Source organism: Bacteroidota bacterium, from assembly GCA_016718825.1.
Classification (GTDB): Bacteria; Bacteroidota; Bacteroidia; order J057; family JADKCL01; genus JADKCL01.
In genome coordinates, this window is the sequence record JADKCL010000003.1 from 190209 (window position 1) to 205578 (window position 15370).

Sequence of the window (15370 nt, forward strand, 5' to 3'; positions counted from 1 at the left end):
TGCGTTGAGACTATTGTCTGTATTCACCGTCGCAATCCCCTATTCATCAGCCCCGTCTCCGCTACCGTCATCCTCGGTAAAGGATTCCAAGTTCACGTTTTCTGTGCCAATGTGGATCAGCGCGTCACCGGCATTGATCACCGGCTGATTGTTGAGCCCGATGATGTAGCCATCGATCGGTGCCTTGACCTCCAAAACGGTTTCACCGAATGGATCACCGACATGGGCCATCACTTGTCCTTCAATGACACCGTCCCCGGCTTGCACAAAAGGTACAAACATCCCTGAAATCTTGGCCCTGATCCAGGTGCTTCTCCTTAGAACGAGCGATTCACGGTGCGGAATGCGGCGCTCCACCATGCTGAGATGAGACATGACACGGTGAATGCCATCCATCGCCTCGTTGATCGAGCGTTCGTCAAAGCGCTGGGATTCACCACCTTCAAATACAATGATGGTTTTACCGGCATTGGTGGCCGATCTCCGGAATGATCCCGGAATTTCCTTGGAATTGAGCACAAAAGGCGCTCCGAAGGCATGGGCAAGCTGCAACGATTCTTCGCGTTCAAAGTCGCAGCGCACTTGTGGGAAGTTGGTGCGTCGTGCACCGCCAGTATGTAAATCGATCCCGAAGTCGGCATGGACCACCACTTCATTCAGCAAAATATAGGCCATCCGACGGGCAAGTGAGCCGCCTTGATTGCCTGGAAACGAACGGTTCAGGTCCTTTCCGTCAGGCAAGGCGCGGGATTGATGCAAGAATCCGTAGACGTTGACAACGGGCATGGCGATCACGGTCCCAACTTCCGGCATCAGCGAACCATTGCGAATCATGCGGCGCAGGGTTTCGGTGCCATTGACCTCGTCTCCGTGGAGACTGCTCGTCAACAACAGCACAGGCCCGTCAATCGGCCCACGGAAGACGTACACCGGCAAATGAATTTCCGTATGCGTCGGCAGGCGCGCAATCGTCAAGGACAAATCACGCCGCTCCCCTGGCAAGACTTCAAAATCTTGGATCACCAATGGTTTGCTCATGCAAATTGACAATTGTAATCAGTAACCAATGCTGTCCCTGCGGTCTTTGTTCTTTGCATTTCGCTCGATGAACTGTATGATTTTGCTTGCAATGTCCACGCCGGTGGCCCTTTCGATGCCTTCCAAACCGGGAGAAGAATTGACTTCCATGATCAGCGGACCACGTTTGGAGGGCAGCATATCGACCCCCGCAACCGACAATCCCATGGCACGCGCAGCTTTCAGCGCTGTTTCCCGCTCCAAATCCGTCAATTCCACGGCCCGGGCAGTGCCACCGCGGTGCAGGTTGGAACGAAATTCGCCTTCCGGACCTTTCCGCTCCATGGCGCCGACGACTTCGCCATCGACAATGAATACGCGCAAATCGGTTCCCTTGGCCTCTTCGATGAATTCTTGCACAAGAATATGCGCGTCCAAGGCATAAAAAGCCTCGATGACCGACTTGGCGGCCTTTTTGGTTTCGCACAACACAACGCCGAGCCCTTGGGTGCCTTCGACAAGTTTCACCACCAACGGCGCTCCACCGACGTGTTTGATCAGCTCATTGACGTCGACCGTATGCCTCGCGAATGCAGTTTTGGGCAAATCCACGCCTTCGCGTGTCAAAATTTGCATCGCCCGGAGCTTGTCACGGCTGCGCACGATCCCTTGCGAACTGCTCGTCGTGAAAACGTCCATCATCTCAAATTGCCGCACGATGGAGCAACCATAGAAGGTGACGGAGGCGCCGATACGCGGAATGATCGCCCCGACATCGGTGAGTAGGCGTCCGTCAAATTGAACAGTCGGGACACCCTTTTCCATCATGACCGCGCATTTGAGGTGGTCAACCACCTCAACCTCATGGCCACGTTGGTCGGCAGCCTCGATGAGACGCCGGGTCGAATGAATCAATTTGGATCGTGATAAGATGGCGATCTTCATTCCTTATTCTTGCGTTTTTGCTTCTGCTTGAAAGATAGATTTTTTTGAGTCACGTCGACCAGAAATTTTCTGTAAAGTAATTTCCTGCCGAGCAAAACCGGGCATTCCATTTTCGAGCGATCAGAAAGTGAAAACTCGGTCAGGTACCGTTTCCCGAAGAGCACGACCGGAATGCGCACAATGTAGCGCAATTCGCTTTGGCCCGTCGAACTCTTGATGTTTTTGTGGGCATGCACGGGCAAAGTGAAGGCCTTGTTATTGAATGCAGGATGATGTGGATGCGCCAATTTGAATTTGACCCACATTTCTCCCTCCTTTTCAACAGCCTTGATATTCTTCACATGTAGCGAAGAAGTATAGGCTCCCGTGTCAATTTTGGCATCAATTCCCTCCAAATGCAATGAAGGAAGGTCGATGAGATCCTTCCTGCCGATGGTCTTGAGGGCTTTGCGCTTCTTTTCCACTCCTCTAATATATAGTGTAGAATGTCATCCCACAGCACGGTCGACGAGAAGATGTTTTTTTTGTCTGCTGTGCCTTGTGTATGAATCTTCTAAATTTGCGCCCATGGATCGAAAAAAACGTCTCCTCAACCGGGTTTTGTTGGTTTCCGGAAGTTCGGCAGTCTTGTTGTTTGCTGGATTCCTCTTTTTCACGCACCGTGACGCTCAACACTACTTCATTCCGAAAGGGTATTCCGGTTGGGTAACGATCAAATTTGAGAAGGCGGGAGCGCCTGCCTTGCCCGAGAAGGATGGGGCTGTGGAATACCATATCCCTGCAACCGGGATTTTGGAGACCTCAAGCAAATTGGTCACGGGTTGGTCGCGGGACGAATTTTTCTGGGAAAGTCCATCCGGCACCGAATTGATTCCGAAGAAGGTGGATTGCGGAGAAAATATTTGCCGTTGGGTACACGATTTGAAGGAATCGCCGATGAATTATGAATCGGTGATCCTGAGTTTGCCGGAGCAGAGCGACACATTACTATGGGATGGTGCGCGCATCAGCAAAAGAAGTGAAAGCGTGGAGGTGCGTACAGGACGCAAAACAATGGTGCATTTTTGGGTTTCAGCAACGCCTGAACAATTTTTCTATGACCATGACAGCCTTCCACCGACCTTGCAGCGTTGGTAAAATTATTTTTACCTGCTTGGAAATTAGCTAGCAATCCCTAACTTTGCATTCCTTTTAAAATTCTATTGCGACTTAAGCATTAATTATTTCACATGTCAGTAAGGTTAAGACTTAGAAGACAAGGCCGGAAGGGACACCCGTTTTATCACATCGTAGCCGCGGATGCGCGCGTTGCACGTGACGGCAAGTTCCTAGAGAAAGTTGGAAGCTACAATCCAACTGCTAACCCTGCCGTGATCGAAGTCGATCATGACAAGGCCATCAAATGGCTCCAAAACGGTGCGCAACCGACCAACACGGTCAAAGCGATCCTCCGTTACACTGGTGTCAATTTGAAGTACGCCCTCATCAAGCAAGGTAAATCCCAAGAGGACATCGACCGGATTTTCACACGCTGGATGAACGAGAAATTGGCGAAAATCGACGCCAAGAAAGACAGGATCAGCGAGGAAAAAGCCAATGCCCTGAAAAAAGCGCTGGCTCATGAAGCGGATGTCAAAGCTGCGAAAGAAGCTGCGATCATCGCCAAAAACACTCCTCCAGCTCCCGAGGCCCCTGAAGCTCCAGAAGAACCTGCCGCAGAAGAAGAAGCTGCTGCAGAAACCGAAGGCGAATAAGGTCAGCTTATGCGCGTTGAAGATTGTTTCCTGCTTGGCCGCATTCTGAAACCGCATTCTCTCCACGGCGAATGCAAAGTGTATTTTGACGTGGACTTCATTGAGGACTATGAAGATTTGGAGTCAGTTTATGTGCTACAAGGCAATAAACTGACTCCTTTTTTGTGGAATCCATTCGTCCCCAGGGACCTAACTTGGCTTTGGTCAAGTTCAAACACATCCACGACCGCAACGAAGCCGAAACCGTTGCCAACCTCGAACTCTACCTGCCAGCCGACGAACTGCCGGAACTGACCGAAGACCAATTCTATTTCCACGAAATCAAAGGTTTTATTGTCGTCGATGCCAACCTCGGCGAATTGGGAACCATTGTACGCGTGGACGAGTTTCCTGCCCAGGCATTGCTCGTCATGCGCTACCAAGGCCGGGAAATCCTGATTCCCATCGCGGGAGACATCGTCGGAAAAGTCGACCGTGAGGCCAAGACCATTGCTACCAAGCTACCCGAAGGACTTTTGGAAGTCTATCTCGGCGGGGGAAGCGATGATGACGACGAAGAAGAAGACGGCGTTGACAATTAGAAATGAGAAATGAGAAATTGCCAATTGGTCATTTCTAATTTTTAATTTCTAATTCGAATTACAGCTCAAACCTGATATCAATGTCCTCCAACAACTCTTGCAATTCTGCGACTTTGTCTTGCTTGTCGTTTGCTGCGTAGTCATTGGAAATCGTCGCGATCATGTTGAGGATCATATAGATATTGGACGTCGGCATGAAATAGCTCGGTTTTTCCGGGACATTCACCTGCTTGAGGTAACTTTCCAGCCGAGCGCGGTTGAAAGTATGCCCGCCGTTGAAAACGTCGATGTAGAATTCGTGCTTGTCATCTTTGTAGAGCAAGATGAAATAGCCGGGCAAAATCACACCCGACACGTGTAAATCCAGTTGCTGACAGATGATCAAGTAAAGCAACGACAAGGATACTGCGTTTCCTTGTTGATGGTCGATCAGGTAGTTGAGGTGGCTGTTGTGCGGAAAATTGGGACGTGTCGTATTGGGTCCGTAACCTTCCATCTTAAAGAGAATGTGGTTGATCACCTTCAATTTCTGGAAGGGATCCATCTGGTTGTTGAGTTCGAGCCAGCTTTTGTTCACGAGTCTGTTGACCTCGTTTCGGTACTTCTGAAAGTCAAGTTCCGGAAATTGGAACTTGGAAACGAGGTGCCAGCCTTTGAGCAAATCCCTGCCACCGTCTTTTCGCCATTCGAGGAGCTCTTTTGCAAGTCCTTTATGGTGAATGCGACTGATCACTTCCTCCAACCGGCGCTGCATTTCAGGATCGGAGGAGGTCAACCATTCGGCTTCCAATCGCTCGACTCCCGTTTCGCCCAAGGCCATCAGTTTTCCCCAAACATGGGAAGATACTTCGGGATCCTCGTCGTCGAGCAAGAACAACAGCGCCTTGAATTCGCTTTCGGAAAGAGGGTTTTGTGGCGTACTCATGTCAAAATTTACAGCTTTTCCGTCCATTCGATTTTCTGCAATTATTCACAAAAGCTGCACTTAGAACGAGGGGACACGGGAAAATGTTTGATTCATCAGACAGTCCCGACAACAGAACCGATGGAAGGTTCGCATATCATTTTCATGTAAATCCCCTCCAAATCGTCCCTATCTTGTCCTAAATATGAAGCATTTCCCAAAAATGCACCCAACTGAAAACGGATTCAATGCCATTTCACCAAGAAAGAACTGCCGCAACATCGTCTGAATTCAGGCATTGATGCGGCAGTTTGCTTGGGTTGTTGATAACCCTTATTCCAATTCTGCTTAGACCTGGATCACACCCACATTGTAAGGAGCCATTCTTGGCTGATTGCTCGCGACCTCGATGCCCTTGCTGATCACGTCACGCGTGTCTGCAGGATGGATGATGCCATCGATCCAGAGCCTTGCTGCGGCATAGTACGGCGAAATTTCGCTGTTGTACTTGTCCGTGATCTTCTTGAGCAATTGCGCCTCGTCTTCGGGTGCGATCTCCTGTCCTTTCTTCTTCAGGGCCGAAACCTCGATTTGCACCAAGGTTTTCGCGGCAGAGGCGCCGCTCATCACCGCAATCTCGGCACTCGGCCAAGCATAGATCAATCGTGGGTCGAATGCCTTTCCGCACATCGCGTAATTCCCTGCACCATAGCTGTTTCCGATAATGAAAGTAAACTTGGGCACAACCGAATTGGCCATCGCATTCACCATTTTGGCGCCGTCCTTGATGATGCCGCCTTGCTCGGATTTGGAGCCGACCATAAATCCGCTGACGTCCTGCAAAAACACCAAGGGAATGCGTTTTTGATTGCAATTCATAATGAAACGGGCAGCTTTGTCCGCGCTGTCGCTGTAGATCACGCCGCCAAATTGCATTTCGCCTTTCTTGGGCTTGACAATCGTGCGCTGATTGGCCACGATGCCGACCGCCCACCCATCGACGTAGGCATAACCGCAGATCAAGGTCTTGCCGTAGCCTGCCTTGTATTCGTCCCAAGAGCCGCGGTCGATGATGCGCTCGATCACTTGCATCATGTCGTATTGTTTGGTGCGGTCGCCCGGGACGATGCCGATGATTTCTTTCGGATCGTATTTTGGCAGTTGGGGCTCCGTGCGCATGAATCCGACGCCCGGTTTGTTGCCCATTTTGGCGATCAAGGACTTGATGCGGTCGAGCGCAGCCTTGTCATTGGCCATTTTATAGTCTGTCACGCCCGAAATCTCGCAGTGCATGGTCGCACCGCCGAGGCTTTCGTTGTCGATGTCTTCGCCGATTGCGCTTTTGACCAGATAAGATCCTGCCAAAAAGACCGAACCCGTGCCATCCACAATCATCGCTTCGTCGCTCATGATCGGCAAATAGGCGCCGCCCGCAACGCAAGGGCCCATGATGGCTGCAATCTGCGGAATGCCCATGCTGCTCATGACCGCATTGTTCCGGAAAATGCGGCCAAAATGCTCTTTGTCGGGGAAAATTTCGTTTTGCATCGGCAGATAAACGCCTGCGCTGTCGACCAGATAGATGATCGGCAGATGGTTTTCCATCGAAATTTCTTGCGCACGCAGGTTCTTTTTGCCAGTCAAGGGAAACCATGCCCCTGCTTTCACGGTCGCATCGTTGGCGACGATCATGACCAATTTCCCGCTCACGCGCCCGATGCCGGTGACCACGCCCCCGCTCGGACAACCGCCATGCTCGGCGTACATGCCATCGGCGACAAAGGTTCCGACTTCCAGAAATTCGTATTTGTCGTCGAGCAAATAGTCGATCCGCTCCCTTGCGGTCATCTTTCCTTTGGCCTTGTGGGACTCAATATTCTTCGTTCCGCCCCCCAATTTGACCGTTTCCAACTTTCCTTCAAGCTTTCGCAGAAGTTCGCGGTGGTGGTCTTCATTCTTATTGAACTCAATATCAGTGTCTTGAAAAACACGTTCGAATCTGGAATCACTCATGATGAAAAAACTGTTGTAGAAGGCCAAATTAGCTAAAAATGCTTTGCATTTCACAAAAACCGCTTTACCTTTGTGCCGACGGTCGGATGCGACTCTGTCCCACTAAATCCGGTCAGGCCAGGAATGGAGCAGCCGTAGGTGGTTGACGAGTGCGACATCCCGACCGTCATTTTTTTTTGCCCCTTTGCAATTCAATCGCCGCGTGACATGCCCCCTAAAAGCTTCACTTCAGACGGCAACACCAAGCTCGCTTCCTTTAATCCTTATCTTCTTCGTTGTCTCGAATTGGCAAGGTCCTACGGTGCCGCCGTCGAACCCAATCCGCGTGTAGGTGCCATCGTCGTGTATGAAGGAAAAATCATCGGCGAAGGCGCGCATGAATATTTTGGTGGACCACATGCCGAGGTGAATGCCATTCGGAGCGTCAAAAACACCTCTCTCCTACCTGATTCGACCTTGTACGTCAGTCTTGAGCCCTGCAATCATCACGGGAAAACGCCGCCTTGCACACAGTTGATTCTGGATTCCGGCATCAAAAAAGTCGTGGTCGGTGCAGTGGATCCCAATCCGCAAATGAGCGGGAAAAGCATTGATTACCTGCGAAGTCAAGGTGTTAATGTGGTTTTGGCTGCCGACGAATGCGGATTCGACGAACTCAACCGGCATTTCGAAGTCAATCAACGGGAGAAGCGCCCGTATATCGTGCTAAAATGGTCCGAAAGTGCCGACGGATTGATCGCCGGCTTGGATCAAAACGGCAATCCGGAACCGAGGGCGATTTCTGGGGAGCAAGTCAATCGCCATTTTCATCGGTTGCGCCACGAATTGCAGGCGATTTTGATCGGGAAAAATACCGCGCTGATCGACAATCCATCACTGACCACACGGCATTGGCCGGGAAGGAATCCGTTGCGGATCGTTTTGGATCAACGCCTTGAATTGCCTGCAAGTTTGCAGATTTTCCAAGGTGGAACAACCGTGGTCATCAACGCAATCAAGGACGAACAAATAGAAAATTGCAGATTTTGGAAGGTGGAGGACAGCCATGATCTTCCCAATTTGCTTCGAAAAATGTACTCCGATTTAAAGATTGGGAGCATTTTGGTAGAGGGTGGTCGCGATTTGCTTCAGCAATTTCTCGATTCCGATCTATGGGACGAAATCTATCGTTGCACGAGTCAGAATGCACTTCAGGAGGGCGTTTCTGCGCCGAATTTGCCCATCAACTTGACATCCGCAGGATCCATCACTTGGGGAAATGATCGCGTGAATTACTTTCTCCGCTGATTATCAGCGCTCAAACAACCCGTAAATCGCACTCCCGCTGCCCGACATCGCCGCATAGACCGCCCCGAGCTTGTACAATTCGGCCTTGGTTTCCGCAAGGATCGGATAACGCGCAAAGACTGGCTTTTCCAGGTCATTCAACACATGGTGGCGCCATTCGGTGATCGGTAATGCGAGTAAATCCTTCAATGGCGTGGAGTGTCCGATATCTTCCGGCAATACATCGCGGTAGGCCTGCACCGTCGAACTGTGGATGTTGAAGAGCTTCATCCGCAATTCGTAGCGACTCAAATCCATCGGAAATGGCTCCAAAATGGTCCCCGTCCCGGTGCCATACATCGGCTTCTCGTAGACAAAAAACGGGACATCCGCACCGAGCCTTGCGCCCCAGTTGGCCAATTGGGCGTCTGAAACGTCGACTTTCCAAAGGTCACGCAAGGCTTTCATCGTCGTAGCTGCATCCGAAGAACCGCCGCCAAGTCCGGCTCCTGCGGGAATTCCCTTTTTCACGCGGATGGTCACACCCGCATGCTTTTTCTCCAATTCCTCTGCCATGATCCGCCAAGCCTTGTAGATCAGATTGCCTTCAAGGGGGATTTGCTCGTCAATGCCTTCCATTTTGATGACGCAGCCCTCGCCTTCGTCGCGCTCGACAAGCATCAAGTCAAACAGGTGATCGACCGGGTAAAACAGCGTTTCCAGCAAATGGTATCCATCGGGACGTTTGCCGACGAGATGCAGACCGACATTGATTTTCGCGCCTCCGCGCTGCATGACAGATGTGACCATGCGGCAAATCTAATGCGTGTCGGGGATATTTGGAGGTCTCATCCATCAATTCACCGACCAATCTCCTCGTTCTTGCAGGTAACCGTATTTCGGATTCACAAAAACATCTGATCACGCCGCAAATCACCATGTAAGTAGTGTCTTTATCTACCGAACTCCCCCCATTTGTAGAATTCCATTTTCATTTTCGGGCGATTTGGTCAATATTTGCCGGATGAAAGGTACCAAGCGCCTCCAGATGCTGTCTGAATCGCAGACGCTCGCGCTCACAAAGCTCGTGCGACAGCTTCAAGCAGAAGGCAAAGACGTGGTAGGGCTCACTTTGGGCGAACCAGATTTTGATACGCCCGACCACATTCGCGCGGCAGCCATTGCGGCAATCAACGAAGGTTTCACGCACTATACGCCCGTGGCGGGCATTCCCGCCTTGCGTCAGGCGATTGCTGCAGTTTACAAGCCGCATGGCGCAGAATATGCAGCTTCCAACGTTGTCGTGAGCAACGGCGCCAAGCAATCCGTCGTCAATGTCGTGATGTCGTTGCTCGATCCCGAAGACGAAGTCATCATCCCGGTCCCCTATTGGGTTTCGTACATCGAAATCTTCAAAATGGCGGAGGCACATGTCGTCGAAGTCCAAACGACCCTGGAAAGCGGTTACAAAATGACCGCGGCGCAGTTGGAAGCTGCGATCACGCCCAAAACCAAAATGCTGCTGCTCAACAGCCCCAACAATCCTACCGGCGGAATGTACAGCCGGGAAGAAGCTGCGGCCTTGGTCGCTGTCCTGGAACGCTATCCTGAGATCATTCTCGTCTCCGACGAGATTTACGAGCATATCTGGTTTGAGCATCCCACCGTTTGCTTTGCCAGCTTTCCTTCGATTTTGGACAGGTTGGTCATCATCAGCGGTGTTTCCAAGGGTTTTGCGATGACGGGCTGGCGAATCGGTTATTCGATCAGTCCCAAATGGATTGCTGAACTCTGCGAAAAATACCAAGGTCAAATCACTTCGGGTGCGAGTTCTGTGTCGCAACGCGCCGCCTTGGCGGCCTATACCGGTCCATTGGACCCGACCGAGAAAATGCGCCTGAAATTCAAGGAACGTCGGGACTTCATGGGCGAAAAGCTCAATGCCATTCCGCATTTGCGTTCCTATTCGCCGCCCGGAGCGTTCTATTTTTACCCCGACTTGAGTTATTTTCTGGGTAGGAAGACTTCGAAAGGTGAAGTCATCCGCGACATCGATCATCTGACCGAATACCTCTTGCTCGAAGGCGGCGTTGCCGTGATTCCGGGAACGGCATTCGGAACGGATTGCCATGTGCGCATTTCCTACGCCTACGCCATGGACATCTTGGAAAAAGGCTGCGAGCGCCTCGCCAATGCCTTGAATGCTCTGCAATGATCGCATCCGCCGACATCGCGACCTTTGAGAAAGCCCTTCCGGGACTCAAGGTGTTGGTGATCGGCGACCTGATGCTCGACCGCTACCACTTTGGAAGGGTCACGCGCATTTCCCCGGAGGCGCCTGTACCCGTGGTAGACGTGGAACGAACGGAAAACCGCCCCGGCGGGGCTGCAAACGTCGCATTGAACATCCGCAGTCTTGGCGCCGCCGTGACGCTCTGCGGCGTGATCGGCAACGACGACCATGGCGATCTATTGATCAAATCATTGGCGGTCCAAGGACTCGATGCAAGCTTGGTCATCACGACCAGCGACCGTCCGACAACCACGAAAACGCGCATCATCGGCAACAATCAGCAGATTTTGCGGGTGGACCATGAATCCAGGGAAGCAATTGGCAAGCAATTGGAGGAAGAATTGATCCATTCTCTCGGAAAACGCATCCAAGAATTTGACGCCATCATACTCGAGGACTACGACAAGGGCTTGCTCGGTCCCGATCTGATTGAAGCAGTCGTGCAATTGGCCAATGCCGCGCAAGTTCCGGTGGTCGTTGACCCGAAATATCGAAATTTCCTCGCTTACAAAGGTGTGACGCTCTTCAAACCCAACCTCAAGGAGCTGAACGAGGCCTTGAACCACCGCATTTCCAAAGCGGATTTGCCCGGCATTCAAGCAGCCGTGATGGAACTTCGGGAAAAGATGCCGCATCGACAGACGTTGGTGACCTTGAGTGAAAATGGGGTTTTGGCCATTGACGAAAACGGCTTGGCGACGCATCTGCCCGCACACCTACGCAAGATCGCTGACGTATCGGGCGCGGGCGACACCGTCATCGCTGTCATGGCCTTGGCCTTGGCAGCAGGATTACCCTTGAAAACAGCATCAGAAATCGCCAACCTCGCTGGCGGATTGGTTTGTGAGGAAGTCGGTGTCGTGCCGATTGATTTAGGGACCCTTTTGAGGGAAATGAAGAATTAGAAATTAGAAATGAAAAATTGCGGTTTTAGAGTTCAGTTAAGGAGTTAGCAGTTACAGTTTTGATGCCGCATGTCTCATTTGTAATTTCTAACTGCTACTTCTAACCGCAGAATATCAGATCTTCTTCTTCAGTTTCTCCATCAGCGTCACAAACGGCTGTGTGTTTTGCATGATGTAGAAGTGCACGCAGGGCACGCCGCTTTCGAGGAGTTCAAGTGTCTGCTTGACGGCCCAATCGACGCCGACTTCGACCTGCTTTTCCTTGGTATCGGCTTTGAGCATGCGTTCGGTGAGTTCCTCGGGCAGGTCCACGTGGAAAATGCTGGGAATCACGGTGAGCTGCGACTTGGTCGTGAGAATTTTGAGTCCAGGAATCAGCGGAATGTTCACGCCCATTTTCCGGCTTTCGGCAACGTAGCTGTGGTAGCTGCTGTTTTCGAAAAACATCTGGGACACACCATAGCTTGCACCGGCATTCTGCTTTTGGAGCAGGATTTCCATGTCAAACTTCAAATTGGGCGCTTCGAAGTGTTTTTCCGGATAATAAGATACCCCGACACAGAAATCTGTATGGGCCGCATCGATCAATTCGTCTTGGTAAATGCCCTGGTTGAGGCGCATCAGCTGCGCGACGAGGTCCACGGCATACTCGTTGGTGGAACGATCAGGACGGTCATTTTTCTTGATTTTGCCGTCTCCACGGATCGCAAGCACGTTTTCGATGCCCAAGTAGTTGAGTTCGATCAGCGCGTCCTCCGTTTCCTCGCGCGTGAAGCCTGAACATAAGATATGGGGTACGGGATCGATCTCGAATTTGTATTTGATCGCTGCACAAAGTCCAAAAGTGCCCGGACTCTTGCGTTTGACCCGCTTTTTGAACGTTCCGTCACGCATTTCCTCCCATATCACCTCGGCAGAATGACTCGTAACGTCGATGAACGGCGGATTGTAAGGTTTGATGCTTGCAATGGCCTCGTGCAATTTCTGCAAGCTATGCCCACGCTTGGGTGGAATGATTTCCACACTGATCAAGGGATTTTTGGCGAGGGCGAGATGTTCAGTGACTTTCATATTTACCTATCGGAGGTGCAAAACTAGCGTGATGCAGCCAAAAATAAAACAAGGAATATAGAGAAAGGGAGCTTGCTTGAAAGGTGCCGAATGACAGGCGATTACACCATCCATCAAGCACGCATGGACTCGACAGGATCCATCTTCGAGGCAATGTTTGCTGGGAAGAATCCGGAAACGAGCCCGATCAAGACTGAAATGGCGACGCCGATCATCAATGAACTCCAGGAAGTGACGACGGTGAACCCTGCGCCAACTTCATTGATGACCCACTGCAGCAAGAGCGTCACGCCAAAGTTCAGTAGCAGGCCAAGCAAACCGCCGAGGAAGCAAAGCAAAACCGATTCGAAGAGGAACTGAAACAAAATGAATTCCCTCGTCGCGCCCAATGCTTTTTGCAGACCGATTTCGAACGTGCGCTCCTTGACGGTGCTGAACATGATGTTTCCAATGCCAAATCCGCCAACGATAATGGAAAAAAGGCTGATGAAGATGCCGCCGATTTTGAGATAGTCCGTCGCGGAAGAAAAAAGATTCATCAGCATTTCGGGACGGTTGATGGCAAAATTATTTTCGGCTTTGGGCCGCAATCCCCTTGCTGAACGCATGAGTCCGATGATTTCATCTTCAACGCGATCGATCATCTCCGGACTTGATACTTTCACTTCAATCATCTTGTCGACGGATTGACTGCGCATGTCAAACAGCCGCTGACCAAAAGAATAAGGCACAAAAACGATGTCATCGGGGGAGGAACCAAAGACATTTGTCCCTGCCAATGCGGAAACGCCCACGACGCGTACCGGCTTACCTTTGATCATCACCTCTTTCCCAAGCGGATTGGTTTCAGGAAAAAGTTGCTTTGCGACGTTGTTGCCAATCACGCAAACCGCCCGCCCCCCATCCACCTCGACCTCGTTGAAGGGCCTTCCGGCACCCAATTCAAGGCTATTGATCAAAAAATAATCGTACGTGATCGACCTCACGGCCACCGGCTTGATTTCCCGATGTTTGTACTTGACAGTTTGCCATCCGATCCGCGCTTCATAAGCCACGCCGTCGACATGATCGAGGCCATTTTTGACCTTGACAAACTCATTGTAAGTGGCCATCGGGCGCTGTACATACTTCTGCCAATTGCTCATGGCATCGTTGGTCCAGGGAAAATGATGGACAAACAATACGCTGTTACCCAATTCGCTGAGGTTCTTGTTGAGGCTGAATGTGAGCGAGTTGACCAGTGTGAAGATGATCGTAATGGCAAAAATACCAATCGAAACACCGAGCATCGTGAGGAGCGTACGCAGCTTGTTGGAGATCAAGGAACTGATCCCAATTTGCATACCTTCGATCATCAAAGCCAATCGCTTCATCAGGGTAAAACTAACAAAACTCCATTCGAAATGAAGCATGAAGATGGCTGGAATGCGTCCCTGTTTTTCAAGTCTGATTCGAAACCCTGCATTTCCGATTCATCAAGCCAGAATTTGCCATCAAAAAATAGATGCAAGTTTATTTTGGCAAACCGCCATTCAGCGTATAACTTTGCGGATTCATTTTAGGACTGTATGAAGCTCTCCGAATTTTCTGTAGAAATTCCAGATTCACTGATCGCCAATTATCCAACGGAACCCCGCGACGGGTGCCGGTTGATGGTCTGTCATTTGAAGGACAAGCGCATCGAGCATAGGACCTTCAGGGACATCTTGGAGTACTTTGACGAAGGCGATGTCATGATCCTCAACGACACCAAGGTGTTTCCTGCGCGCCTTCTCGGCAAAAAGGAAAAAACCGGTGCCTCGATCGAGGTATTCCTCCTCAGGGAATTGAACAAGCGTGCCAAACTTTGGGACGTCTTGGTCGATCCAGCGCGCAAAATTCGTGTCGGAAATAAACTGTTCTTCGGTGAGAATGAACTTGTTGCCGAAGTTGTTGACAATACGACTTCAAGAGGCCGCACGATTCGCTTCCTGTTTGACGGAACTGACGAGGAGTTGAATCAGATGATTGACACTCTCGGTAAAACGCCGATTCCTCCCTACATCAGCAGGGAAGTTGAGGACCGCGACCGTGATGATTATCAGACAATTTACGCCAAACATGTTGGCGCAGTTGCAGCACCCACCGCAGGTCTGCACTTCACAAGGGAGCTTCTGAAGCGCTTCGAATTGAAGGGTGTCGAGCAGGTGCAAATCACGCTCCACACGGGCTTGGGCACCTTCCAACCTGTCGAAGTTGAAGATCTGAGCAAACACCGCATGGACTCGGAGTATTTCGAGATCGATGAGAAGATTTGCGAGATCGTGAATGCTGCCAAAGTGCGTCGCAACAAAGTGCTTGCCGTCGGCACTACTACCATGCGTGCCTTGGAAAGTTCGGTATCAGCGGGCAGAATGCTGAAACCACAAAAAGGATGGACCGACCGGTTCATCTATCCACCTTATGATTTCAACATCGCCAACGCGATGCTCACGAACTTCCACCGTCCAAAATCGACTTTGATGATGATGGTTTCGGCCTTTATGGGCTACGACTTCATGATGAAATGCTACGAAGAGGCGGTCAAGGAAGAATATCGTTTCTTCAGCTATGGCGACGCCATGCTGATCATCGACTAAAAG

The 15370-nt window shown here is 50.9% G+C and carries 16 protein-coding genes and 1 other RNA gene; 9 read left to right on the forward strand and 8 right to left on the reverse strand.

Annotated elements, in window-relative coordinates; translation table 11 throughout:
• Positions 1-39: 39 nt before the first annotated feature.
• Genes IPN95_04475 through IPN95_04485 form a run of 3 tightly spaced genes read right to left on the reverse strand, consistent with a single transcriptional unit; the run spans position 40 to position 2426 of the window.
• Positions 40-1038, reverse strand: a complete 999-nt coding sequence (locus IPN95_04475; GenBank protein ID MBK9448662.1) for a succinylglutamate desuccinylase/aspartoacylase family protein — start codon at positions 1036-1038, stop codon at positions 40-42.
• Between the two features lie 18 nt (positions 1039-1056).
• A complete protein-coding gene (gene rimK, locus IPN95_04480; GenBank protein MBK9448663.1) occupies positions 1057-1962 on the reverse strand; it encodes a 30S ribosomal protein S6--L-glutamate ligase in 906 nt (301 codons plus the stop codon).
• Positions 1959-2426 carry an ATP-dependent zinc protease gene (locus IPN95_04485; GenBank protein MBK9448664.1) on the reverse strand — a complete coding sequence of 156 codons (468 nt, stop codon included), beginning with the start codon at positions 2424-2426 and terminating at the stop codon, positions 1959-1961. Before IPN95_04485 ends, rimK begins: the two co-directional genes overlap by 4 nt.
• Before the next feature lie 103 nt (positions 2427-2529).
• Here IPN95_04485 and IPN95_04490 point away from each other — a divergent pair, with 103 nt between their 5' ends.
• The 4 genes from IPN95_04490 to rimM all read left to right on the forward strand — a co-directional run bounded on the left by IPN95_04490 (position 2530) and on the right by rimM (position 4297).
• Complete coding sequence (locus tag IPN95_04490; protein ID MBK9448665.1) at positions 2530-3099, forward strand: hypothetical protein; 570 nt, start codon at positions 2530-2532, stop codon at positions 3097-3099.
• Between the two features lie 92 nt (positions 3100-3191).
• The gene (gene rpsP / locus IPN95_04495) at positions 3192-3716 is read left to right on the forward strand and encodes a 30S ribosomal protein S16 (GenBank protein MBK9448666.1); all 525 of its coding nucleotides are present in this window, start codon (positions 3192-3194) and stop codon (positions 3714-3716) included.
• 9 nt (positions 3717-3725) lie between these two features.
• A complete protein-coding gene (locus IPN95_04500; protein MBK9448667.1) occupies positions 3726-4010 on the forward strand; it encodes a hypothetical protein in 285 nt (94 codons plus the stop codon).
• Positions 3917-4297, forward strand: coding sequence for a 16S rRNA processing protein RimM (gene rimM, locus IPN95_04505; GenBank protein MBK9448668.1), 381 nt, complete (start codon positions 3917-3919; stop codon positions 4295-4297). Before IPN95_04500 ends, rimM begins: the two co-directional genes overlap by 94 nt.
• A 58-nt stretch (positions 4298-4355) precedes the next feature.
• Here the strand turns inward: rimM and IPN95_04510 are convergent, their stop codons facing one another.
• Complete coding sequence (locus IPN95_04510; GenBank protein MBK9448669.1) at positions 4356-5222, reverse strand: transglutaminase family protein; 867 nt, start codon at positions 5220-5222, stop codon at positions 4356-4358.
• 327 nt (positions 5223-5549) lie between these two features.
• A complete protein-coding gene (locus IPN95_04515; protein MBK9448670.1) occupies positions 5550-7214 on the reverse strand; it encodes an acyl-CoA carboxylase subunit beta in 1665 nt (554 codons plus the stop codon).
• Between the two features lie 76 nt (positions 7215-7290).
• On the opposite strand from IPN95_04515, the gene ffs reads away from it, so the two are divergent.
• Both ffs and ribD read left to right on the forward strand, forming a co-directional pair.
• Positions 7291-7386: signal recognition particle sRNA small type (ffs, locus tag IPN95_04520), an RNA gene on the forward strand.
• Positions 7387-7421: 35 nt separating this feature from the next.
• Positions 7422-8501 carry a bifunctional diaminohydroxyphosphoribosylaminopyrimidine deaminase/5-amino-6-(5-phosphoribosylamino)uracil reductase RibD gene (gene ribD, locus IPN95_04525; GenBank protein ID MBK9448671.1) on the forward strand — a complete coding sequence of 360 codons (1080 nt, stop codon included), beginning with the start codon at positions 7422-7424 and terminating at the stop codon, positions 8499-8501.
• Positions 8502-8504: 3 nt separating this feature from the next.
• Here ribD and ispE read toward each other — a convergent pair whose 3' ends face one another.
• Positions 8505-9275 carry a 4-(cytidine 5'-diphospho)-2-C-methyl-D-erythritol kinase gene (ispE, locus tag IPN95_04530; protein ID MBK9448672.1) on the reverse strand — a complete coding sequence of 257 codons (771 nt, stop codon included), beginning with the start codon at positions 9273-9275 and terminating at the stop codon, positions 8505-8507.
• Positions 9276-9504: 229 nt separating this feature from the next.
• Between ispE and IPN95_04535 the strand changes: the two genes are divergently transcribed.
• The gene (locus tag IPN95_04535; protein MBK9448673.1) at positions 9505-10695 is read left to right on the forward strand and encodes a pyridoxal phosphate-dependent aminotransferase; all 1191 of its coding nucleotides are present in this window, start codon (positions 9505-9507) and stop codon (positions 10693-10695) included.
• Positions 10692-11678, forward strand: coding sequence for a D-glycero-beta-D-manno-heptose-7-phosphate kinase (gene rfaE1, locus IPN95_04540; GenBank protein ID MBK9448674.1), 987 nt, complete (start codon positions 10692-10694; stop codon positions 11676-11678). Before IPN95_04535 ends, rfaE1 begins: the two co-directional genes overlap by 4 nt.
• A gap of 114 nt (positions 11679-11792) precedes the next feature.
• Here rfaE1 and IPN95_04545 read toward each other — a convergent pair whose 3' ends face one another.
• The gene (locus tag IPN95_04545; protein ID MBK9448675.1) at positions 11793-12749 is read right to left on the reverse strand and encodes a methylenetetrahydrofolate reductase; all 957 of its coding nucleotides are present in this window, start codon (positions 12747-12749) and stop codon (positions 11793-11795) included.
• A 113-nt stretch (positions 12750-12862) separates the two neighbouring features.
• Entirely contained in the window at positions 12863-14122 is a 1260-nt protein-coding gene (locus IPN95_04550) for an ABC transporter permease (protein ID MBK9448676.1), read from the reverse strand.
• Positions 14123-14317: 195 nt separating this feature from the next.
• On the opposite strand from IPN95_04550, the gene queA reads away from it, so the two are divergent.
• Positions 14318-15367, forward strand: a complete 1050-nt coding sequence (gene queA, locus IPN95_04555; protein MBK9448677.1) for a tRNA preQ1(34) S-adenosylmethionine ribosyltransferase-isomerase QueA — start codon at positions 14318-14320, stop codon at positions 15365-15367.
• Positions 15368-15370 lie beyond the last annotated feature (3 nt).